18 protein-coding genes are annotated in these 23,223 nt (G+C 33.3%); 3 read left to right on the forward strand and 15 right to left on the reverse strand.

The window, feature by feature from the left end:
* Positions 1-74: 74 nt before the first annotated feature.
* The 9 genes from ACYSNV_RS05975 to ACYSNV_RS06015 form a co-directional block, all read right to left on the reverse strand.
* Positions 75-2,063 (reverse strand): type IV secretory system conjugative DNA transfer family protein, encoded by a 1,989-nt coding sequence (locus tag ACYSNV_RS05975; protein ID WP_461761651.1) that lies wholly within the window; start codon positions 2,061-2,063, stop codon positions 75-77.
* A gap of 2 nt (positions 2,064-2,065) precedes the next feature.
* The gene (locus tag ACYSNV_RS05980; RefSeq protein WP_461761652.1) at positions 2,066-3,295 is read right to left on the reverse strand and encodes a relaxase/mobilization nuclease domain-containing protein; all 1,230 of its coding nucleotides are present in this window, start codon (positions 3,293-3,295) and stop codon (positions 2,066-2,068) included.
* Positions 3,273-3,692 (reverse strand): plasmid mobilization protein, encoded by a 420-nt coding sequence (locus ACYSNV_RS05985; protein ID WP_461761653.1) that lies wholly within the window; start codon positions 3,690-3,692, stop codon positions 3,273-3,275. The genes ACYSNV_RS05980 and ACYSNV_RS05985 overlap by 23 nt, the downstream gene beginning before the upstream one ends.
* A 635-nt stretch (positions 3,693-4,327) precedes the next feature.
* Positions 4,328-5,719, reverse strand: coding sequence for an efflux transporter outer membrane subunit (locus ACYSNV_RS05990; protein ID WP_461761654.1), 1,392 nt, complete (start codon positions 5,717-5,719; stop codon positions 4,328-4,330).
* Between the two features lie 30 nt (positions 5,720-5,749).
* Positions 5,750-8,911 (reverse strand): efflux RND transporter permease subunit, encoded by a 3,162-nt coding sequence (locus ACYSNV_RS05995; RefSeq protein ID WP_461761655.1) that lies wholly within the window; start codon positions 8,909-8,911, stop codon positions 5,750-5,752.
* Positions 8,912-8,967: 56 nt separating this feature from the next.
* A complete protein-coding gene (locus ACYSNV_RS06000; RefSeq protein WP_461761656.1) occupies positions 8,968-10,104 on the reverse strand; it encodes an efflux RND transporter periplasmic adaptor subunit in 1,137 nt (378 codons plus the stop codon).
* 244 nt (positions 10,105-10,348) lie between these two features.
* The gene (locus ACYSNV_RS06005) at positions 10,349-11,107 is read right to left on the reverse strand and encodes a LytR/AlgR family response regulator transcription factor (RefSeq protein WP_461761657.1); all 759 of its coding nucleotides are present in this window, start codon (positions 11,105-11,107) and stop codon (positions 10,349-10,351) included.
* Between the two features lie 24 nt (positions 11,108-11,131).
* The gene (locus tag ACYSNV_RS06010; protein ID WP_461761658.1) at positions 11,132-12,238 is read right to left on the reverse strand and encodes a sensor histidine kinase; all 1,107 of its coding nucleotides are present in this window, start codon (positions 12,236-12,238) and stop codon (positions 11,132-11,134) included.
* Positions 12,239-12,767: 529 nt separating this feature from the next.
* Complete coding sequence (locus ACYSNV_RS06015) at positions 12,768-13,658, reverse strand: helix-turn-helix transcriptional regulator (protein WP_461761659.1); 891 nt, start codon at positions 13,656-13,658, stop codon at positions 12,768-12,770.
* A 560-nt stretch (positions 13,659-14,218) separates the two neighbouring features.
* On the opposite strand from ACYSNV_RS06015, the gene ACYSNV_RS06020 reads away from it, so the two are divergent.
* A complete protein-coding gene (locus ACYSNV_RS06020) occupies positions 14,219-15,094 on the forward strand; it encodes a PepSY-like domain-containing protein (RefSeq protein ID WP_461761660.1) in 876 nt (291 codons plus the stop codon).
* 195 nt (positions 15,095-15,289) lie between these two features.
* On the opposite strand, the gene ACYSNV_RS06025 is transcribed toward ACYSNV_RS06020, so the two are convergent.
* From ACYSNV_RS06025 to ACYSNV_RS06040, 4 genes are read right to left on the reverse strand one after another with little or no spacing between them, the layout of a single operon-like run.
* Positions 15,290-16,132, reverse strand: a complete 843-nt coding sequence (locus ACYSNV_RS06025; protein WP_461761661.1) for a CvfB family protein — start codon at positions 16,130-16,132, stop codon at positions 15,290-15,292.
* Positions 16,133-16,151: 19 nt separating this feature from the next.
* Positions 16,152-16,982, reverse strand: coding sequence for a hypothetical protein (locus ACYSNV_RS06030; protein WP_461761741.1), 831 nt, complete (start codon positions 16,980-16,982; stop codon positions 16,152-16,154).
* Positions 16,922-18,004 (reverse strand): DNA polymerase III subunit gamma/tau, encoded by a 1,083-nt coding sequence (dnaX, locus tag ACYSNV_RS06035; protein ID WP_461761662.1) that lies wholly within the window; start codon positions 18,002-18,004, stop codon positions 16,922-16,924. The genes ACYSNV_RS06030 and dnaX overlap by 61 nt, the downstream gene beginning before the upstream one ends.
* Before the next feature lie 50 nt (positions 18,005-18,054).
* Positions 18,055-18,729 (reverse strand): DUF4294 domain-containing protein, encoded by a 675-nt coding sequence (locus ACYSNV_RS06040; RefSeq protein WP_461761663.1) that lies wholly within the window; start codon positions 18,727-18,729, stop codon positions 18,055-18,057.
* Positions 18,730-18,807: 78 nt separating this feature from the next.
* On the opposite strand from ACYSNV_RS06040, the gene ACYSNV_RS06045 reads away from it, so the two are divergent.
* Positions 18,808-19,899 carry a M42 family metallopeptidase gene (locus tag ACYSNV_RS06045; protein ID WP_461761738.1) on the forward strand — a complete coding sequence of 364 codons (1,092 nt, stop codon included), beginning with the start codon at positions 18,808-18,810 and terminating at the stop codon, positions 19,897-19,899.
* Between the two features lie 155 nt (positions 19,900-20,054).
* Positions 20,055-20,843, forward strand: a complete 789-nt coding sequence (locus tag ACYSNV_RS06050) for an enhanced serine sensitivity protein SseB C-terminal domain-containing protein (RefSeq protein ID WP_461761664.1) — start codon at positions 20,055-20,057, stop codon at positions 20,841-20,843.
* Positions 20,844-21,456: 613 nt separating this feature from the next.
* Here ACYSNV_RS06050 and ACYSNV_RS06055 read toward each other — a convergent pair.
* Complete coding sequence (locus ACYSNV_RS06055) at positions 21,457-22,143, reverse strand: phosphoribosylaminoimidazolesuccinocarboxamide synthase (RefSeq protein ID WP_461761665.1); 687 nt, start codon at positions 22,141-22,143, stop codon at positions 21,457-21,459.
* A gap of 187 nt (positions 22,144-22,330) precedes the next feature.
* On the reverse strand, positions 22,331-23,185 hold the full coding sequence (locus ACYSNV_RS06060) for a hypothetical protein (RefSeq protein ID WP_461761666.1): 855 nt from the start codon (positions 23,183-23,185) through the stop codon (positions 22,331-22,333).
* Positions 23,186-23,223 lie beyond the last annotated feature (38 nt).

Genomic DNA, 23,223 nt, shown 5'->3' on the forward strand with positions numbered 1-23,223 from the left:
CACTTACTTTTTGGGGCATATCTTTTTTTTTGGCCAGCCGATTTTTTTTGCTCTTTTTTAAATTAAAAGGACAATCAATTATCAGATAGACGATTTAATTCCTTGTTTACAAGTTCAATTACTTGTGATTTAATATTTTTAAAATTTATATCCAATTGCTCTACGATATTGTTTCGTATTTGCTTTTTACTTTGTTTAAGCAAACTACTCTTATATTTAAAGCTGGTAATTACTGGTAATTCAGTATTTGATTCCCCTTTTTTTAAGTGTTTATCAATAATAATCTTTCCGTGAAAAACAGGGTATACTTGTCGTTGATTACCCTGATCGGATAGGCTAGCAACAAAGAAACCTTGTTTTAAACTACTAATTTTAGCACTTGGTATTAACATATCTAATTGTGTAGATACAGAATCACTGCGGCTTAAATCTGTTAAACTAAATGCATTTCTTTTTTGAAGAACTTTCCCAAATCTTTCACTTAAATGCTTGGCTGTCTCCCCTAAGGTCTGTCCACTAAAAATATTACCTACAGTTTGTAGTATTACTCTGCTTTCTTTGTCCCCGTAATCTCGTACTAATTGGGAGTAATCTTGAATCCCTAAGGTTACAGAGACTTTATTACTTCTAGCTGTAGCTATTAATTGATCTAATCCATTGAAATAAATAGTTGGTAATTCATCAAGTATCAAACTGCATTTAAGTTTTTGCTTTTGATTAATTAGTTTTACAATTCTAGAGCTATACAAACCCAAGGCTGCCGAATAAAAATCTTGTCTACCTGGGTTATTACCCAAACACAAAATTTTCGGCTTTAGTGGGTTATTCAAATCCAAAGTAAAATCACTATGACTCATAATCCAATATAAATTTTTTGATATTAATCGAGACAAGGGAATTTTCACCGAAGCAATTTGTCCCTGTAGTTGATCTTGCGCCCCAGCTTGTAGAGCATCGGTAAATGGAGATAAATAATTTTGTAATTCGGCATAACTACTTAAAATGCGGAATATTTTTTCATACGGCTGATTTATAAACTCAATTGCATGTGGTAGAGTGCAATACTTCCCATTTTCATAAATTTTTAAAAACCAGATTACCGCACTAAGTAATAAAATGGGAGATTCGACAAAAAAATCTCCTTGCTTTTGAATCCAGGAACGATTTAAATTCAATAGAATACTTTTTGCTGCTTGATAAGCATCACTAATATCAGTTAAACTTTCGGCCTGTAAGGGATTGCATCGATGAGACTTTTGGACATCATCGAAATTTAAAACATAAAACTTAACTCTTGGACTATATCCTGTGGGATTTGTTAATAAAGTATTATAAGCCAATAGGGTCAAATCACTAAATTTAAAATCATAGATCAACATGCTAAAACCTTTTTCTATATGCTGGGTAATAAAACTATTGATAATAGTGTAGCTCTTACCCGAGCCCGGGGTACCTAAAACCAGGGTGCCTCTATAAGGGTTTAGAAGGTTTAGCCACCCCTTATGCCACTTGTTTTTATAATAGAATTCTGTGGGTAAGTTAATAGAGTCAGGAGTATTAACACATTTTTTTTGCTGTAAAAAACTTTCGTTATCTATATTAAAGACATCTTTTAACAGATTTGTATTGCTTTGCCTTTTTAATTGAACTAAACTATATAAAACACCCATATATCCAATAATCACCCCATAGGTATCTACCTTTTGAGTAATCTTCACACCAAAGAATTCTACTGTTTCTCTGAGATTAAAGACAGCAAGGCAAACACCCAGATAAACCAAAGCTCTTTGTTTACTAATAGGATCATCCATCCTAACTCTAGTGGTATATAAAGCAAGAGTTAAAAAAAACAGGGCTAATGACTTATAAAAAAAACTATAACAACCCCATCTATACCCTTGACACAACTCAAGCAAGTAACGGTTAATATAAGCAACAAAGTAACCAGTACTTAAAGTCTTGCTATACTCAATGTGAAAGTAAAATATCACACTGGATATACTAACAAAAAATAAAAATCCGGTAATCGAGCCATAACTGGTATTAAAGGAATTTCGAGACATATTTAACTAAGTTTTATTTTGTTGGATAGTTTCAGTTCATTTAAAAACGAGTGCTTTTTTTGAACTGAATTTCTATATTGTTTTTCAGCCTGTAGAGTATATTTATGACGCTCTTGTAAAAAACCAAATAAAGGGTCTAGGTGAGTTATAGGTAATCTCACCCCCTTTTCAAAACTGTAATTTATCTGCTCATCTTGCCTTGGAATCCGATTAGAATACTTTGCTAATTCCCTTAGTCTATTGTTAATTTGTTGTCCCAGTAAACCAAAGGGTAAAACAAAACGGTTATGGTAATCCAAAAGATAAAAACAACTTGTGATACGATGGTTATCCGAAACTATTTTCATGGTTAAAACAGACAAGTTATTTTGTAAATCCTCTAAAGAGTTAGCTGATTGAATTTGTTGTTCTAAAAGTATTTGTAGTCCTATCCAATCTACTTCTTTGTCTAGAAACTTTCTTTTACTGGATAAAGATTTTGTTAGGGAATCCTTATTGGAAAAGCTGCCCAATTCATAAAACTTTTGTGCATCACCCATAAGCCCATCTTGGGTATCTAAGACAAAATACAACAACTTTTTTTCCTTTAAGGCTTTTGATGTAAAAGATAAATTAAACTGGTTAAGTAGTATTAGGTAACTATTTAAATCCATAAAATAATAACGTTCAAATAAATAGCCTAGAAGAACTTTTATTTGACTTTTAATATCCGCTTGATTTTTATTAATCAAAGGATTTAAAAACGTTTGGCTGGGAGAAAAATGTGGTTTTAGATAACTTAAATCATACTTTTCACTAAGTTTCTTTGCCAGCTCTGTGGCCTTGAAATAATCATAACTTCTTGATACAACTTTTCGATTATTTTGCACCCGAGAGCCAACGATATGATAGTGCTCTTTAGGGGTATCAAAATGCTTAAAAGCAATATAGGGTGTTTCCCTGTACCCCATGCCTGTCATAAAATCTCGTATTAACAATTTTCCTTTAAAGTCCGATAAGATGCTCCTGGGATTTGGGTTAACATTTCCATGAAATATGGGTTTAACCACCCGCGAGTTTAATAAACTATGTAGCTTTATCCATTGCAAGGCTTGTTGAAAACCTACTTCAAAGTCTTTGTTTTGGGGTATGTTGTTACAAAAAAGTACGCTTGCTTTGTTTTGCTGTACTTTTTGAAAGTTATACCATAAAACACGTTTTGGTGTTGCACTATACCAAACTCTGACTATCATAATAATTAGATGTTGATGGAAAATGTGCCTCAAACTCTAAGGATATCCCTACTATATTCTTGCATATATGGGTTAGTTCCTTAGTTAGATTTATCAATTCTAGAATTGTTTGGTCTTCTAGTTGCTTTTGCTTTGGAAATTGCTGAATTAGCGTAGAATAATGAAGACCTACTTGATAAAACTGCTCGTATAAACTAGTTAAACGCATATAATAATCCAGTTTTACTTTGTCGATTATAATACTCTTTAAGGTATTGTTTAATAACTTGTTTCGTATAAAAAAGCCTTTACTGGGAGCACAGGATTTTAAATACGCTAATTCAAATTGTTCTATCTCTTTATCCTTTAAGGTAAAAGTATAAGTCTTGGTTTGATGGTGCTGATTTTTGTCTTGCATAATTTTGATTTTTATTTAAGTAAAGAAACCAAATATTTTAAGTGATATATAAAGACTATGCAAAGCAGCTAAAAGCCAGTCACATCCATCTTATGCCAAAATACATAAACAAGTAAGAACCTACCTACAATGTATTAGTTTTAGAATATCTTTTGATGAATACTATAAATTATGATGCACCTATTTTCAAGTTTAATTTGGAGAAAAGCAAAGAGCTCCCCCTTCAAAAAAAAGAATAAAAAGACAAATAAAAATAAACAATTTTTGGGAAAAAGTACCACTGAGATTATCCAGGTAAATACTAATTTATTACAACACAAGGACCATTTTACTACGGCATTGAAAAGAAAACGAAAAAATAAATCCAAAACCATATCTGGCAATAAATCCTTAAAAAAAACAAAGAGCTAAAAAAAGTATTTTAGTCAACTTGTGTTGATCTACCAAAAACAGATATAGGCACTACAAAACAATCTCTTAGTATAAAACAACAAACAGTAAAACAAAAATACCTACTTGTTGCATCCCTATGGGACTTGTTTTTTACATTCTATTTATTGCCTTGTGTATTAATAAAAAAACCGATCCCAAATTGGATCGGTTTATATTTAAAACAATAGATAAACAGTAAGTTTTTATTGCCCTGCTAAAACACGGTAAAGTTCTACAAGATTGATCAAATAGTCTCTTTTTAATTCCGCGAAGCTTAAATCAGCGGCTAAAGAAAGCCCTTGAGCATTGATTAACTCCAAATAAGTAGCCTTATCCATTTCAAACATAAATTTAGTATTGTTTAAAGAAGTGGATAAAATTTCTACTCTTGTTCCCATCAACTCACCTTGCTGTTTTACCTTATCTATCTTAACAAGTGTATTGTGAACATCGGTAAAACTAGCGATAACTGCTGCTTTGAACTCTATGGCAGCCTTGTCTCGTTCGACTTTGGCCACCTGGTAGGCCGTACGCAATTTCTTTTGGTTAAAAATGGGCTGAATAATCCCACCGGCTACCATCCCAAATAAAGATCCAGGTGTATTAAACCAATCAGAACCTTGGATCGCATTTAAACCACCCGAGGCTGAAATAGTCAAATTCGGATACATTTGTCCCTGAGCAGCACCTACCTTGGCATTGGCAGCGCGAAGATTAAACTCTGCAATTTGAATATCGGGTCTTTGGCTTACAAAATCTGCTGGTACCCCATGACTTAAATCGCTAGTAAGATCTAAATCTTTTAAAGTAGTAGTACGTTTAATTTCTTGTGGATATTGATTTAAAAGTAAGTTCAAAGCACTTTGTTGTAAAGCAATCTCGGTTTGGATTTGGGTTAAAACCTCTTTAGATTCAATCCATTGTGCCTTAGATTGTTCAACCCCTAAAATATTGGCATTACCCACTTGGAACATTTTCTGGGTCAAATCATAGGTATTATAACGTAATTCTATACTTTTTTCAGCAATTTTTAATTGTTCATCTAGCATTAATAAATTAATGTACGTGGTTGCAACTTGTGCAATTAATCGATTCTCAACTGCTTTTTTTACTTGCTGACTTTGCAAATACATAGCCAATTTTGCTTCCTTTTCTCGGCGAATTTTCCCCCAAATATCTAACTCCCATGATAAATCTAGACTCGCTGTAAAATCATTATTTAAACGATTTTCCCCACTTAATCCTACAGCACTATTTTTAGAGGACTCGGTACGTGCCCCAGTTATATCTAAGCCAACTTGCGGTAATAAAGCCAATTTTGATTGCTTAAATAAAAGTTCGCTTTGTTGCATGTTTTTTACCGATAAAAGTAGATCTGTATTTTGCTCAAGGGCCAATTCTATAAGACCAATGAGTTCTGAATTTTTGAAAAACTGTTGCCATGTAACTTTACCTAGAGCATTTACTTGCTGGTTTTGTTGTTGCGAGTCTAAAAAAGATTCGGGTAAATTTTGCTCGGGTCTTTGATAATTTTGTCCAACTTTACAGCCCACAAGTAAACCCGAAGCAATTAATGTATAAACTATATTTTTCATTTGCATTTCATTAATTTTTAAGTTGGTGTTTTAGTCTAAAGTTTGGGTGTTATTCACTTGGGGTTTATACCCCGATATTTTTTCCTGTAAATACTGAAATAAAACATAAAGAACTGGAATGATAAATACACCAAACACCACACCAAATACCATCCCTCCTGCTGTACCTATACTAATGGAGTGATTACCCTGTGCCGAGGACCCCACTACAGTCATAAGGGGAATTAACCCTGCTACAAAGGCAAAGGATGTCATTAGAATTGGTCGTAGTCGTAGTTTTGAGGCCTGGATTGCAGAATCCACAATACTTAAACCTTGTGCCCTACGTTGAACGGCAAATTCGATAATTAAAATAGCATTTTTAGCCAAGAGTCCAACTAACATAATGAGTCCAACTTGAACATAAATATTATTGGCAATACCAGCCATTCCAATGGCAACAAACACCCCCATTATACCAATAGGTAAGGAAAAAAGAACGGCAAGTGGCAAGATATAACTCTCATACTGCGCGGCTAAAATAAAATAAATAAACAAAATAGATAATCCAAAGATAAACACCATTTGTCCACCACTTTTTTGTTCTTCTTTACTTAATCCTAACCATTCTATTGCATAACCATCTGGTAATTTCTCTTTGGCTACTTGCTCTACTTTAGCCATAGCATCTCCGGTACTCACACCAGGGTTTATAATTCCGTTTACCGTAATGGAATTAAATAAATTATGACGAGAAATTGCTTGAGGTCCATACGTTTTCTTTAAATAAGCTAAGGCACTAATAGGAATCATTTCTGCATTTTCACCTAACACAAAAACACTATCAAAGGAGGCCTCATCGGCACGATATGGCGCATCTCCTTGTACAAAAACTTTAAACTGTTTACCAAAGCGGTTAAAGTCATTTACCTGAGAACTACCGTAAAAAAGTTGAATTGCAGACATTATATCTGAAACTTCCACACCGTGCATCTTTGCTTTAACCGGATCTACCACAATTTCATACATTGGGAAGTTAGCCTGAAACATGGTAAAGGCTGCTTGAACCTGATCGGTGGCACTTAAATCTGCATTAAATTGGTTAACAACTTGGGCAAATTCGGTAATACTACCTCCTTTTCTATCTTGAACCACCAATTCTAATCCGTCGAAATCACCAAATCCGGGAACCGTCGGGTTAGCAAACATATAAAAGTCACCTTCTTTTATCTGAGATAGCTCTGTGTTTAAATTGGCGATTAATTCATTAATATCCACAACCTCTCCACGTTGATCCATATCTTTAAAACTAACAAATCCCATTGCATAGGCTGGAGAAGCCGCATTTCCTAAAATATTAAATCCAGAGATTGTTGTCACAGAACGTACCGCAGGGTTGTTTCGAATAATTTGATCTCCTTGTTTTAATACTTGGGTTGTTCTATCAATAGATGATCCCGGAGGTAAAGACAAAGCAAACATTGCAAAGCCCTGATCCTCATTTGGTATAAACGCTTTTGGTGTTGAATTCATTAACAGTATCATTCCAATTACAGAACCCACGATAATACATAAAGACAATACTTTTTTCTTAATCAAAAATGCAACTCCTTTCCCATATCGATTAGTTAAAGCAGTAAATCCAGCGTTAAACGATCTAAAGAAACGCTTTAAGAAATTCAACTTTTTACCTGAATCCTTATCTAAATCATGGTGATGATTCTTAAGCATTAAAGCACATAATGCAGGTGATAAAGTAAGGGCGTTAACCGCCGATATTAAAATAGCTATTGCTAAAGTAAAAGCAAACTGCTGATAAAATACCCCCACTGGTCCGTTCATAAATCCAACGGGCAAAAACACAGCACTCATTACAAGAGAGATCGAAACAATAGCACCAGTTATTTCACTCATAGCCTTAGAGGTTGCCTGTGGGGCATCAAGCCCCTCGTGCTCCATGGTGGAATGCACCGCTTCAACTACCACAATGGCGTCATCCACTACAATACCAATGGCTAAAACTAAAGCAAAAAGCGTCAACATATTAATGGAAAATCCTATTAAATCTAAGAAAAAGAAAGTTCCTATTAATGAGACCGGTACAGCAATAGCAGGTATTAAAGTCGATCTAAAGTCTTGTAAAAAGATATATACGATAATAAAAACCAAAATAAATGCTTCTAATAAGGTATAAATAACCTGATTAATGGATTCATCCAACTGGGTTTTATTTGCAAATGTAACATGGTATCTTAGTCCCACTGGTAAATCAGGAGTTAATTCCTCCAAAACTTGATAAACCTGGGTTTGAATCTGATTGGCATTAGAGCCATTGGTTTGGAAAACGGCCATGGTCACTGCTTGATTTCCATTAATTCTGTTATCTTCATCATAGGAAACCGAACCAAACTCAATTCTGGCTATATCCTTTAAATAAAGAACATTACCAGATTTATCGGCCTGAATAACTATTTTCTCAAATTGTTCCGGCGTATTGTACTTTCCGGAATAAGTCAAGGTATACTGCATAGCTCCTCCTGCATTTTGACCTAAATTACCCGCGGCAACCTCCATACTTTGATTTTGGATAGCTGTTTGAACATCCTTGGGAGTTAAGCCTCTACTGGCTAGTTTATGTGGATCTAACCAAACACGCATTGCATAGTCTTTCTCCCCAAAAATTTGCACGTTTCCAACTCCTTTAATACGTTTTAAAGCGCGAACTAGGTTAATACGGGCGTAATTTTGAACAAAGGTTTCATCATAGAGCTGATCATCATCGGAAATCAAATCTATAACCATGATCATACCTCGTTGCTCTTTTTGGGTAATTACCCCGGCTTGAATTACTTGCTCGGGCAAGATTCCTTGAACCTGAGCTACACGGTTTTGTACGTTTACTGCAGCTTGATCCGGATCGGTTCCCAATTCAAAGAATACCGTTATCATTGCCGTACCATCATTACTAGCTGTAGACTCGATATGAGTCATATTCTCCACCCCGTTTACTACCTCTTCAATTGGAGTAACAACGGATTTTAATACCGTCTCGGAGTTACCTCCTGGATAAGATGCCTGAATAACTACACTTGGGGGTGCGATATCTGGAAATTGTGCTATAGGAAGCTGGGTTAAACCAACAATTCCCAATATCACTAAAATCACAGAAATTACCGTAGCCAATACAGGTCTATGTATAATCTTTTTTAGCATTTCTACTTTTTTATAAGTTTAAAGTTTCTTACAAAGTCAAATTGTAAAAATATTTTTTATTGTTTTTGATCACTCAAAGGGCTAACCTGCATTTGATCCCTTAGTTTATCCACACCTGTGATAATCAAAGTTTCTCCAGGCTCAACACCACTTTCTATAAAATAGGTATGTAAGTCTTTCCCTTTTATTTTTAATTGACGTTGCTCCACAATATTATCAGCACCTAGTACATAAGCGAAAATTTTATCTTGTAAATCAACCGTGGCAGCTATTGGTATTTGGGTAATATCCTTTTCAATACTAATTAATTGTATGGTTCCTGTCCCACCATTGCGCAATAATTTCTCGGGGTTAGGAAAGTTAGCACGAACAGTAATGGCGTTTGTTTGTTGATTAAATTCACCATTTATCACATCTACCTTACCTGGTAGATCATAAGGTTGTCCATTACTTAAGATAAGTTTAGCAGGCATGTTTAGTACATTTTGCTGATTTTTGTTCTCTTTTACTAAATCCAAATAATTCGATTCCGATAAAGAGAAATAGGCATATATCTGATTAATATCAGAAAGAGTTGTTAAAGGCTCCGGATCGGTTGGTGAAACTAAATTTCCTACACGCTGAGAAATTAATCCCAAGAATCCATCCACTGGAGCTTTAATTTGACAATACCCCAGATTCAGATTGGCTTGGGCAACCTGAGCTTGAGCTTGAGCCACTACAGCTTGAGCGGTTTGTAAATTAGCCTCAGCACTTTGTAATTGAATGGGAGAAACAAAAGAATTTTCTAGTAAAGAAACTACCTTATTTTTTTCTAACTCGGCATTAACTAAACCTGCTTGGGCTGCTTTTAAAGAAGCTTGTGCGTTGTTAAGCTGTATTTGATAAGGTTTTGGATCAATCTGTAAAATAATTTGTCCCTTTTTTACATAACTCCCCTCTTCTGTTAAAATACTTTCTATATAACCCGATACCTTTGGTCGTATCTCCACATTCACTTTTCCTTTTAAAGAAGCGGTATAGGTATTTAATATATTGGCATCCTTACTTTCAACAACATCTACTTTTACCTCAAGCAAAGGCATTTGCACTTGGCTTTGATCTTGTTTGTTTTCACAGCTTACCAAAAAACCAGAACCCGCAAGTAAACCGGCCAAAAATAAAAATCTAATTGATCTAAAAAATTTCTTCATTATTCTTGTTTTTTTACAAGGACAAAATAAATTAAAAACCACCTTGTGTTTTTAAATTTTAATTTGAAGCGTAAAAAATAGTCTCTGAAGTGTAAAAATAACAACCTGTTATGTCAAAGCACTCTTTGTGGGTGGCTTTGCAAGATTATCGCAGTGTTAATAAAGTATTAAGCCAAGTTTTTTAAACAAAAAAACTTGGCTTTTCTAGCAATGTTTATCTACAATAAAAACCTAATGAATTTATTTAAGAATTAAGCCAGCTTTTAAAAAGGGGAGCTTTTTCTCTTGAAATTATAATTTCTCTTTGTGGATCTCGATGTAGTATTATTTTGAGTTTACCATTGAAATAATTTTGAATACTGGCAATAGAGTCTATGTGGATAATATGTTGGCGATTAGCACGAAAAAATAGCTTAGGATCTAATTCCTCTTCTAAATCCTCCATGGTTTGTCCTAAAATATGTGTGGTTAGATTTTGTTCAACCAAGTGAGTTATTTTTTGCTCGGAATAGATATAGTCAATATCTTTAACCTTCACGGTGATAAAGCCGTCTTTATAAGGCAATAAAAATCGAGAACGATAAATTTGTTGTTGGGTGTTTAAATATCCTAAAATATCTTTAATAGAATCTGTTATATCACTTGGATTAACAAAGGCCTCTAATTTATTGATTGCCCTTTGAAGATCTTCCACGCGAAGAGGCTTCATTAAATAATCAATACTATTTACTTTAAATGCTTTTAGTGCGTATTCATCATACGATGTGGTAAATATCACAGGAGAGGAAACTTTAACCTCTTGAAATATTTCAAAACACAAACCATCTTCTAGACGAATATCCATAAATATAACATCAGGCTTTGGATTCTCATTAAGCCATTTTACACTCTCATCGATACTTTCTAACACAGCCAAAACACTAGCAAAAGGACGTAACTCCTTTAATAAGCGTACAAGTTTATTGGCATTTCGCAATTCATCTTCTATGATTAAAACATCCATAGGTTCATTTTTCTAGTGTTATTATTATTTTTTTAAACTACTTTCCAACAAAGGTAGTTTGACAGTAAAAGACTCCTTGGTTTTTATAACCTGTACTTGGGTGTTGCTAAGGAGTTTGTATCTATCAATTATATTTCGAAGCCCCACCTTAGGCGAAGGCATAATTACAACAAGCTCTTGGATGTTATTGGAAACCACCACATATTTATCTTGCAGGTAAATTCGTATGTATAAAGGACTCTCCTTAGATGCCTTGTTGTGTTTTACTGCGTTTTCTACCAAAAGTTGCAATGCAATTGGTGCGATATAAAAATGTTCTCTGGCCTGATCAGGTATATCAACCTCTAAGATAACTTTGTTGCCCATTCGCTCATGAATTAAATAAAAGTAAGAATCCAAAAAGCAAATTTCATCTTGCAAAGGCACTAGGTTTTTACGTACATTAGACAACATGTAGCGATAAACCAAAGAGAGGTGTTCTAAAAATTTGGCAGCCAAGTTCTGGTCCTCAATAACCAACTCGGAAAGGGTAGAGAAATTATTAAATAAAAAATGTGGATCTAACTGCATTTTTAAGCTTTCTAACTCAGCCTGGGAAGCAACACGCTGTAATTGTTCGGTTTTTACCCGAAGCTCTGCTGCATCCATCATGGATGTCTTCCAGTTTTTTATTAAAAAATATCCTGTATGCACTGCCGAGATAAAAATCCCTGTATTAATACTAATTATTAAACTTTGCCAAATATCGATTTTTACATCCAAACTTATGGCCTGATCCCTGGGTATAGGCGTACAAATGATGTAAAGTAAGTTTAGAATGAAATAAAAAATAAAAATCAGTAAAATCAAAGAAATCAATTGCACAATAGCCCTTAAACCAGCACTCCTATCCCATGGAATCCAACGATTTAAAACCCTACTTAACCATAAACTAACCTCGGTAATCACCGTACAGTACAACAATAGTAATACCAAAGATTCTATTAACTCCTGTTGTTTAATAGTACCATGCCAATGCTCATCGTATGGGTTTAAAATAAAATGAGAAAACAGGTATAAAAGAAAAACTATAGGAATTACAATAATCCGATAATGTTTTATAAATAAGGACTCTTCTTTATTGCTACTCATAGTTAAGAATTTGTTCAACAAACTAAACAAAAATACACCTTTATGTGACTAGGATCTTAAAAAGAATCACTCAAATGTAATATTCACTTACTAAAGCGTCGAATTTAACCCTTTCACTCGTAGATCAAATTATCTGAATGTAGCAAATTAACAAAAACCATTTTTCATCAAGAGTGAAAAACACCAACATATCTCTAAAAAAAGTCTTTACAACAGGCTAATATTTATCATGCTACATATTTTTAACGTTTTAATTAATAAATTCTAAATCACACAACGAAACTTCATCTAAGAAACACTTAAAATCAAAAAAGCCCTATGATAAAATCATAAGGCTCTTTTTTTGTACTCTTGCAAAATCCAAATCATATAAAGTGTAGTGGCTTTACATGGTAGAATTTAGCCAAAATTCTAAATAACAGGCCCCCACCTGCATTTAGCAACAAACTAACCGTTATACTACCTAACTCGGATCTGAACTGGATCACAATTTTAGTATAACCACATTAATTCCCCAATCAATGTATTTTTAATTGGAATCGTTTCCACGCAATGCGCTTTGTAATTCCAAAATTATATCTTCTTTAAACCAAGTGGGCTTTTCCACTCTAACATAACGTGCAAACTTTAAAACTTCTTGCTTAAGATTTTCATTTATTTTCACTTGCAGATTTACCACCAGTCTTTGTGAATTTTCTTGAGATACGATACTTTGAGAGTTGTGAATTGGTCGCTTTTTTAAGTTTTCCTTTTGCGAACTACAAAACGACAACACCACATTTTCAACCTTCGCATTACAATACCCCAAACCTATACTTTGTTGATAGGCTTGTCTAACTTTTTGAATGTTTTCTCGGAACCTACTTTTTAATACACACAAATCTTTTATTGCTATTACCTTAAAGGTTTTAATTCTATCTTTTTCCTTAGCCACTAAATACCATAACTCTTGTTCTTGAATCACAAATAATGGCGATACTATATAATTCTTTTCAATTTTTTTAGACGCACTTACATAACAAAAACTAATCTTCCTTTGCCTTGTTATAGCCCCAAGAATCTCTTGGAGATAATCAATAGGTACAATACTAGTTGAACTAGGCATAAACTGGGTAAAACTCTCAAAGCTTATTTTCGCACTATCCCCCAAAATATCGGCTGTCACTAAATTACGAAGACAACTATGTACAAAATTAGCCGTGTCCATATTTTTTGCAACAATGTAATATCCTTTGGTTTTATTATCTAATTTAATATCTACTCCAAATTCGATTTTTAATTCGCGTAATGCCCTATAAAGGGTACGTTCACTAATATCAATTTTATGCATATTTAAATACGCAATTAACTCTTCCCTTTTAGGATAAGTATTTGTTTGTAAATAATTTAATAGTAAAAAATAATATCTTAGTTTTTTCATTATCCGGTTCCCTTTAAAAGAATTCTCTTTATGTACTACGGGATGTAAAAGTATACAACCACCTTGGTAATCACTAACTATATTTTGTCAAACCACTAAAAACCTGAGGGAATAAAAATCTTTTACACTAGTTTGCCATTGAATCTTTATTCGAAGTTCTTTATCTAACTAAAAGGTTAAAGTAATTGCACATGGAAAAAGAATATATTTTACAAAATTTTAGCATAATTTTAAATAAGTCACAAAAAAGAAACTTTATTTAATGCAATAAAACTCGCACAATGCTTAGGTAATACACTTGTAATTCTCTATGTGCATACAATATACACAAACAAGGTACATATTCCAAACAAAAAACTATTAAATCTTTATTTTAAGAATCTAGTTAGTACATTTTATCCCTTAAAATAAAAAATTAGTCTTTACTTTTTAGAATTTAAATAAGATAAATTTTTAATCCAATTACCTGTTAAGGCTATCTATAATTTTCGTATTTTTATATAGACATTTTTTAAGTCTTTGAATTTTGGTCTAACAATCAATTGCAAAAAAATATATACATGAGACTATCTTACCTTGTAGTAAGTGCTTTTTTTAGCACTGCGATTTTATTCTGCTCGTGTGACAACAAGAATAAAAACACCTTAAATAAAGCCGATCAACAAGAATTGCAAGAAAATTCTAAGGAATTCTTACAAGGAGTATTCCCTAAAATGCTGCTTACTGATTCTTATTTGGTTAAAAAGCCCAATTACAAACAAACTGTCCTTAGCACTACTTTAGACAAACAATTAAGTGTTGATTTTAATAAACATGGAGATTGGACCCAGGTAAAAAGTATAGATCATACGGCCATACCGGATGAATTTTTAACCACACAGATTCCTTTAATTCTAGAGTATGTAAAGACAAACTATCCTCTTAACTTTATTATAGAGGTAGAGAAAATTAAAAATCAGGGATATGAAGTAGAGTTGAACTCTCAATTTGAATTAATTTTCGATCACAATCAAAAATTCATTGGTATAGATTTAGATTACGATGATAACGAAGAATTAGTTGATTATCAAACTTTTCCAAAACAAGCCAAAGAGTTTCTTTCTAAAGACTTTTCACAAAGCCAAGTGGTCTTAGCTAAAAAGGAAACAGATGCAAAAAAAGTATCCCTAAAGGCTTATCTATCTCAGGGTTATAAGGTTGAGTTTGATAAAAAGGGAAATTGGACTCAAATATCCTCTAAAATCAATCAAGCAATAGATTTATCTAACATAGCCCCAGAGATACAAAACTATATCTCTTTGAATTATCCCAAATATATTATCACCGAGATTCAAAAAGACCTAAAAGATAAAGTGTATGAAGTAGAATTGGAAAAATCTGATGATTACATGGAACTAGTATTTTCTTTAGAGGGTAATTTTATAAAAGTAGATTAATAAAAAAGGCTAGAAATTATTTCTAGCCTTTTTTATTTAGCCCAATTATATTAGCTTTATAAATCAGCCAATAGGTATTAAGCAATGTATTTTCTTTTTCATCTATGTAAAGGTAATTATAACCTTAAAGAAAAAATATTTAAAATAAGTAAAGTCCTTTATTTATTTAGTAAAGACTTATTTTTATATAGTTAACTAATTAATTGGCATTTTTAAAAGGTAAATACCGTTTGGTTTTATATCTATCTTTTTTTGTTTATAAAGATTTCCAATTGCTTTTTTAAAGGCTTTTTTACTCATGTTTAAAACTGTTTTAATGTGCTGGGGATGACTAGTGTCATTTAGACCTAAAAATCCATTGTTTTTATCCAATTCACGTAAAATAACCTCTGCACTATCTAAGATTCCTTCCAAGCCAACTTTAGTTCTTGTAACATCTATTTTTCCATCCTCACGAATGGTTTTAATATATCCTAAGATACGGTCTCCGGTACGCAAATCCTCATATACTTGATTTTGATACATTAAACCTTTGTATTTTTCGTTTATAATCACATTAATACCTAATTCGGTAATATGTGAGACCACTAATTCTACTTCTTGTCCTATGGTAAGATCAATATCTTTGTTGTCCAAGAATTGATTTAGTTTACTAGAGCCAACAAGGCGGTTTGTTTTCTGATCCAAGTACATATGGATCAAATAGCGGTTTTTTTCCTTCATAGGACGCGCCTGTTCTCTAAAGGGAACAAATAAATCTTTTTCGAGTCCCATATCCATAAAGGCTCCGTATTGATTAATATAATTGACTTTTAACAAGGCAAATTCATTAATATAAATATACGGCTCTAAGGTAGTGGCCACTAATCTTTCCTCGTGATCTAAATATACAAAAACAACGATTTGGTCTCCTATTTCGTATTTTTTTGGTACATATTTATTGGGAAGTAGCACATCGGTCTGCCCATCTGTTAAATACAAGCCCACGCTAGTGTGTCTTGCAATGGTCAATGTATTATCGTCTCCTATTTTTATCATTTGTTATTCTAATTCTAAGTTATTTTAGTTCTAAGTCAAAAACTTGACGAAGATTTTCTATTTGCGGATTAATTTGTGTAAAATGTAGGTATTTATCCTTGTTAGACATTACTTTACTTACCACTTTAATTTGTTCGTTAACCTGGATGTGAATCTCTATATCGTAGTTGTTTAATTGCTTACGCAAAAAATTAACTAGTTCAAATTTATTTTCATCAAAACTAATCTTTGAGCCTTGGTTGGGTAATTCCAAGTTAATAATGGGAAAATTCAACTCCGGTTTTCTCATCCCCATTAAAGAGGCCATTAACATCATTTTGTTTTGCGATAATTTATCAGCATACCAATTCCAATGTTGCATCAAATCCGAATAAGAGAAAGTATCTTTTGGTAAGTCCTGCAAATCAACCGTTTGCTTATCTAGGGAATTCTCTAACTCTTTTTTCTTGCGTATTGAGGATAACGAAAGAGCATTTATTTGCACTTTAGTAGGCTGGTTTGGTGGTGAAACTTTAGCTTGTGAATCAAAACCAATTGTAGGTAAGGATTCCTGCGCACTATCTTTTGGCCAAAGATTTGGATTTAAACCTGAACTGATTTCACTTTTTTCAAGACTGCTTTGCAGGGTAGAATCCAAGTTTTGCTTAACCAGGTTCGCTTGGATATCTCCTTGATTTGAATTTGAATCAACGTTGTTTTTAAAATCTATAGGCTTTATAAAACTTCCTTGGTTGGTGTGATCCAAATTTGACTCGCCCAATACTTTTATTAACTCTTGTGGCGATACAATTACAGATTCATCTTTTTTTTTTCGCCTTGTATTGATAAAGACGCTAATTGCATTAAACAAAGTTCCACTAAAAGGCGTTGGTTTTGACTCGATTTGTATTTTAAATCACAGTCATTTGCCATTTCCATTGCTTGTAATAAAAATCCTATATTGGTTTTTTGACTTTGCATCACATAAAGATTTCTACCATGCTCCCCTACTTCCAATAAACTTGCTGTTTGTGGATTCTGTACCACCATTAAGTTTCTAAAATGAGAGGCAAGACCACCAACAAAGTGATGTCCATCAAACCCTTTTGCCAGGATATCTTCTAGGGCCGTTAAAAGTGCAGGTATATTACCCTGTAAAATCATATCGGTGATTTGAATATAATATTCAAAATCTAATACATTTAAATTATCAGCCACTGCTTGTCTGGTTAAATTGGCTCCACAATACGACACTACCCTATCAAAGATAGATAAGGCATCTCGCATGGCTCCATCGGCCTTTTGAGCAATAATATGTAAAGCCTCAGGCTCGTATTTAATACCTTGACTATTTGCAACAAGTGCTAAGTGATTTGCGGCATCTGCTATGGTGATTCGCTTGAAATCAAATATTTGGCAGCGAGATAAAATTGTCGGAATAATCTTATGCTTCTCGGTGGTGGCTAAAATAAAGATTGCATGGGCTGGTGGCTCTTCCAAAGTTTTTAAAAAAGCATTAAAAGCTGCAGAAGAAAGCATGTGAACCTCATCGATAATATACACCTTATATTTTCCGGTTTGAGGAGGTATGCGAACCTGATCGATTAGATTTCTAATATCATCCACCGAGTTATTCGAAGCAGCATCTAACTCAAAAACATTAAATGCAAAATCCTCTTGTGGATTATCATACCCAGGTTGGTTTATTTTTCTGGCCAAAATACGAGCACAAGTGGTCTTACCCACCCCACGAGGTCCTGTAAACAACAAAGCTTGTGCTAAGTGATTGCTTTGTATAGCGTTAACCAAGGTATTTGTGATGGCTTGTTGGCCTACAACCTCCTGAAAGGTTTGAGGTCTGTATTTACGTGCCGATACTATAAACTGTTCCATAAAATAAATATTAGTACAAAGGTAATTTAATTTTTCAAAGTCGAAAATTATTAACGCAACTCTGGGGGGAAAAATTCATCTTCTGGAAGATTCTCTTGCCAATATTTTAAAACTTTCCTATAATCAATAGGTGGTTGACCATGGGTGTGATCTAACTCAAAATTAAAGAATAAATATTGTAATTGAGTCTCTATAAAAAAATCCTCTAGATCTAATAATGGATCGTATTGCGATTTCAAATTCAGACTAAAGGTCTTTGCTGTGGTATTTGACCAAAAAGCAGTCCACCCACTTTTAAACTCTTTAATAAGGGAAAAGGCTGTTTGGCCGGTTTGTCTATGAATTAATTTAAGTAAAATTTTCCCGTCATTTCTGGATAATTTCTTCAATCTTTCTTTGAATTGACTCTCCAAATACTTTTGACTTCTATGTATGTATCTGCGTTTTTCTGCCTTGGATTCTATTTTCTGTAAGTTCTCATTTAAGATAATTAAATTATCGGCCGTTGCCCTTGCATAGGGGTATACTCTTCGCAATCTATTGCGTAGAATAATCATATCCTTTTTATAATTTTCTTGTTGTAGGTCTATTACAATCTCGCCGATAGAATAATCCTTAACCGAATCTTTTTCTTGCGGAATCTCCGGTAGGGCAACCAAAGATTTATTCTGGGCAATACACCCAGTGCTTAAACCAAAGAAAAGTAAGTAAACTAGAATTTTCATAAAACTAAATATAGCCAAAATTAGCTATTTAAAATGAGTTTTCCCCGGGAATTTAGTAAATTAGCAGAAAATTATATTATGGATAACAAAACTATTTTTGATCAAAATTCATTGGATTTTTTAAAAGAGTATTTAAATAATACCTCCGCAACTGGTCATGAATACAAAGGACAACAAATTTGGATGCAGTATCTCAGACCTTATGTAGATACATTTATTACTGATATTTACGGAACAGCTGTTGGTGTAATTAATCCGCAAGCTGAGTATAAAGTTGTTATTGAGGCTCATGCCGATGAGATATCTTGGTATGTGAACTACATCAGTGAAGAGGGCTTTATACATGTGATTCGCAACGGAGGTAGTGATCATATGATTGCACCTTCAAAACGAGTTAATATTCATACAAAAAGCGGCATTATTCAAGGTGTTTTCGGTTGGCCTGCTATTCATATTAGAAACAGACAAGGTAAAGAGGAATCCCCTAAAATAGAAACCAACTTTATAGATGTTGGCTGTGATAACAAGCAACAAGTATTGGATCTAGGCATTCATGAAGGATGTGTGGTTACGTATCCCGATGAGTTCACTATATTAAACAACAATCGTTTTGTTTGCCGCGCAATAGATAATAGAATTGGTGGTTTTATGATTGCTCAAGTGGCAAAATTATTGAAACAAAACAACAAGACCTTACCCTTTGGATTATATATTGTTAACGCTGTTCAAGAAGAGGTAGGTTTACGAGGTGCTCAAATGATTACAGATACCATTAAACCTAATGTTGCCATTGTAACGGATGTTTGTCATGATGCACATACTCCTATGGTGGATAAGACCATAGAGGGTAACAATAAAATAGGAAAAGGTCCAGTTATTGGTTACGCTCCAGCGATTCAAAATAATTTAAGGGAATTAATCGAACAAACAGCTAGTGAAAACCACATTGCATATCAACGAAATGCAATGAGTCGTGTAACGGGAACCGATACCGATGCTTTTGCTTATTCAAACGGCGGTGTTGCCTCGGCCCTTATCTCCCTTGCTCTTCGTTATATGCATACAACCGTGGAGATGGTAGATAAACAAGATGTTCAAAAAACCATTGAACTTATTTATCACACACTTTTGAATATAGAAAATAATCACGATTTTTCTTATTTCAAATAAGTACAAATACAATTAAAAACCCAATAGCCTTTAGGAATACTTATGTATTTTTAAAGGCTTTTTTTCAAAATTAGAATTCCTAATAATTTAGTAGCTTCATTGGAATTTAATTCATTAATTTTACTAAATTTGACTAACCAAATTACATTATTAAAATGTCTTTTTACAATCGTAACAAAAAACAAGCATCTACTACTAAAGTAAATAAAAACTTAGCTACTTCTAAAATTATTGAATTAGCTTCTGATCAACCGGAATATCGCGCAGTGTTTTATCAAAAACTTCTAAACAACAAAGTTTATGTACTTGTGGATAGTGGTTATGATACTAGGAATTTAACAGCTGGAATAGATCCCAATATTCCTATATTAACTTTTGAAAACCAAGTTATTCCTATTTTCACTGAAAAAGAAAGAATTTTCGACTCAGGGGCTATTAACCATGAGGTGGATTACATTGTGGTGGAGGCAAGACCATTTTTTGAGATGTCCCTAGGCTCGCCAATTATTGTAAATCCTTTTTCAAGGTTTTATAAAGAACTAGTTCCTAGAGAAATTTCACAGATGTTAAATGGATCTATATTCAAACCTAATCAGTCGGATTTTGTTCACGTTAAAATGAATGCTATAATAGGTAAGCCTAGTCATGAGCCTAGTGCTCTTTTGGATGATTTAAGGCTTCTATTTGCTAAAAATCCGCTTGTAAGTCAAGCCCACATTGCATGGACAGACTCGCAAGAAATGTTAGTTGAACCACATTACATCATTGCCGTAGAGGCCAATGAGTATCCAGGTGAGTTCAAACATATCGCACAGGATATTTCACAAACTTGTAAAAAACATCTTGAGGCTGATCAAATTATTGACATTATTAAATTAGAACCCGGAGGAAACTTTAGTGATTATTTCTATAATCAAAGTACCGCGTTTTATCAAAAAAGTTAAGCTAAGCTAGCACAGTGCTTTGGTTTTAGAAAGTTTTTTGTAGATACCAGCTTTTAAAAGAAAATTTCACTTAAAATATTTCAAAGAATAAAAACAAGTAAAAACGATTGTAAATAAAGGGTTGACAATCGTTTTTACTTGTTTTTTTTATGCAGTGAAAACCTAAAAAAAAAAAGCTATAAACCGCCAAATAAACAAAATCCATTTGGGTATTGTTTCCAACTACTTGCTAAAGACGAAACAAAAAGAGCTTGACAATAAAGGTAAATTTTTCATGGGAATTTCTCTGCCAAGTTTTAGATAGATGATTTATTGATTCGCTAGTTTGTTATATTTCCATTTTTCTTTTATCCCATTAGACACACCTTATTGGAAATAAAAGGTTTTTAAGTCAATGAAATTTTACCAATTAAAGATTACCCCACCAAGTTTCTCCCTTACAAGCAACACCTTTTGCATTTAGTAAATTCATCTTTTGAAAAGCTCCATAAAAGTCCTGTATCCTGGATTTACCTGGTAATACTATAGGTAAATAAAAAATGCCCCAAAAAAGTTAATTCCTTTTTGGGGCATATATTCATTTTTAAAGTTAAGTCTTTAATAAGCCTGTTTTTTAGGATTGAAAAAACTCCTTTTCCAAGTCTAACGGCTCTATATATGTGTTATTCTTATAAACACGCATATTACCACCAGAGATCTCATCGATTAAGATAATTTCATTGGTCTGGCTATCTAATCCAAACTCTAATTTTATATCATATAAATCTAAAGATTTACTGGCTAATTCTTGTTTGATAATCTGACAAATTTTCTTAGTTAAATTCTTTAAAATATCGTATTGTTCTTTACTTAAGATCCCTAACATATCTAAAGCATCTTTAGAAATAGTCGGATCTTGTCTTTGATCATCTTTAATGGTTACCTCAACAAAACTATCTAAGTCTTGTCCTAACTCTACATAAGCTCCATATCGTTTGTAAAAGCTACCCACAGCTTTGTAACGACAAATAACCTCTAGTCCTTTACCAAAAGCAATAGCTTTTCTAACCACCATGGATACATCGTTAAGATCCGCACTTACATAATGGGTTGGTATTTGATGATTTTTCAGAACCTCGAAAAAGTGTTTTGTCATTCTTAATCCACTTCTACCTACTCCATCGATTGTTAATCCCACAGAGTTAGCACCCGGGTCAAAAACTCCATTTTCTCCAGTAACATCGTCTTTGAATTTTAAAAGAACCTGATTGGTGGAATGCTCATAAACATCCTTTGTCTTACCTTTATACAATAAAGTCATAATTGTTGTGTTGTTATTAAAGCTCAAAAATACTACAAAACTGGTAAATTACGTCTTTATTTTGAAAAATATTACTATAAAAAAACCCCTTAGCCAAAGGCTGTAAGGGGCTAAATAAAACGTAAACTTAAACTTCTATGATTCTTATTTTAAAAAAGCTATTGCATGTTACTTTATCCTATGAATTTTAAATCACAACAAAATCACATCGGCGTGTATTTCTAGGACTGTGATCCTGACCAGGTAAAGGCTCGGGCCAACCAGCAAGGCGTTTTACTTGAGGCACTACTCGATTTTGTGAAATACCTTGTGATATAAAATAATCTATTATTCTATCCTGTCTTCTTTGCAAGAGCCACTGTTGATACTCTTGATTGTTTTGTTGGGTATCAAGAAATAAATTCATTTGGATTTGAGCATTTGGATTTTCTCTTAAATACAGAGTAACTCTTTGTAAATCAGATCTATTTTGTTCATTTAAAAAAGAACTATTAAAATCGTAATAAACAGCCGTTAAAAATCCTTCTGGATACCCTTTTTTCTCATTAGACTCTATGTAAGGAGGATCATTTTGGGCCTTATTCTTTGCATGGTGTATTTGCTTATCTTCTTTAATATTTGCTTTACTATATTGTGAAGACTCACTACTGGCAAGGTTAGACTCCGGGTTTTTGTGTGATTTATGATCCAAGGCCAACTTATGCTTGTTATTACCCGGGTTTGTGGCAATTAATCCAAAGATAACCAATGCTCCTTGATTACTTTGCTCAACTAATACCTCGGCAGAGCTGTAATCCTTAGCCTTACTTGTTATTTTATATACGCTTCCAGGAATTGTTGGTAAATAGTTATAGCCTCCGTCTTTGTTAGTAAAAACAGAATCTATTGCCCGCCCAGTTTGGTCATATAGACTAATTTTAGCCTTGTGAATTGGCAACTGGGTTTGTTTATCAAATACTCTACCCTGTATTTGTTGGCCTTGAAGACAATAACTCAATAAAAAAGCTAGAATACAATAAACAGACAAGTTATTTGATTTCATATTTGATTTCTATTTTTACAATTAAACATCTTTAAAAA

Source organism: Myroides sp. LJL119, assembly GCF_054871605.1.

Bases quoted from the DNA above. Each gene is read 5' to 3' on its own strand.
- ACYSNV_RS05975 (WP_461761651.1), bottom strand. From the start codon at position 2,063: ATGTCTCGAAATTCCTTTAATACCAGTTATGGCTCGATTACCGGATTT.
- ACYSNV_RS05980 (WP_461761652.1), bottom strand. From the start codon at position 3,295: ATGATAGTCAGAGTTTGGTATAGTGCAACACCAAAACGTGTTTTATGG.
- ACYSNV_RS05985 (WP_461761653.1), bottom strand. From the start codon at position 3,692: ATGCAAGACAAAAATCAGCACCATCAAACCAAGACTTATACTTTTACC.
- ACYSNV_RS05990 (WP_461761654.1), bottom strand. From the start codon at position 5,719: ATGAAAAATATAGTTTATACATTAATTGCTTCGGGTTTACTTGTGGGC.
- ACYSNV_RS05995 (WP_461761655.1), bottom strand. From the start codon at position 8,911: ATGCTAAAAAAGATTATACATAGACCTGTATTGGCTACGGTAATTTCT.
- ACYSNV_RS06000 (WP_461761656.1), bottom strand. From the start codon at position 10,104: ATGAAGAAATTTTTTAGATCAATTAGATTTTTATTTTTGGCCGGTTTA.
- ACYSNV_RS06005 (WP_461761657.1), bottom strand. From the start codon at position 11,107: ATGGATGTTTTAATCATAGAAGATGAATTGCGAAATGCCAATAAACTT.
- ACYSNV_RS06010 (WP_461761658.1), bottom strand. From the start codon at position 12,238: ATGAGTAGCAATAAAGAAGAGTCCTTATTTATAAAACATTATCGGATT.
- ACYSNV_RS06015 (WP_461761659.1), bottom strand. From the start codon at position 13,658: ATGAAAAAACTAAGATATTATTTTTTACTATTAAATTATTTACAAACA.
- ACYSNV_RS06020 (WP_461761660.1), top strand. From the start codon at position 14,219: ATGAGACTATCTTACCTTGTAGTAAGTGCTTTTTTTAGCACTGCGATT.
- ACYSNV_RS06025 (WP_461761661.1), bottom strand. From the start codon at position 16,132: ATGATAAAAATAGGAGACGATAATACATTGACCATTGCAAGACACACT.
- dnaX (WP_461761662.1), bottom strand. From the start codon at position 18,004: ATGGAACAGTTTATAGTATCGGCACGTAAATACAGACCTCAAACCTTT.
- ACYSNV_RS06040 (WP_461761663.1), bottom strand. From the start codon at position 18,729: ATGAAAATTCTAGTTTACTTACTTTTCTTTGGTTTAAGCACTGGGTGT.
- ACYSNV_RS06045 (WP_461761738.1), top strand. From the start codon at position 18,808: ATGGATAACAAAACTATTTTTGATCAAAATTCATTGGATTTTTTAAAA.
- ACYSNV_RS06050 (WP_461761664.1), top strand. From the start codon at position 20,055: ATGTCTTTTTACAATCGTAACAAAAAACAAGCATCTACTACTAAAGTA.
- ACYSNV_RS06055 (WP_461761665.1), bottom strand. From the start codon at position 22,143: ATGACTTTATTGTATAAAGGTAAGACAAAGGATGTTTATGAGCATTCC.
- ACYSNV_RS06060 (WP_461761666.1), bottom strand. From the start codon at position 23,185: ATGAAATCAAATAACTTGTCTGTTTATTGTATTCTAGCTTTTTTATTG.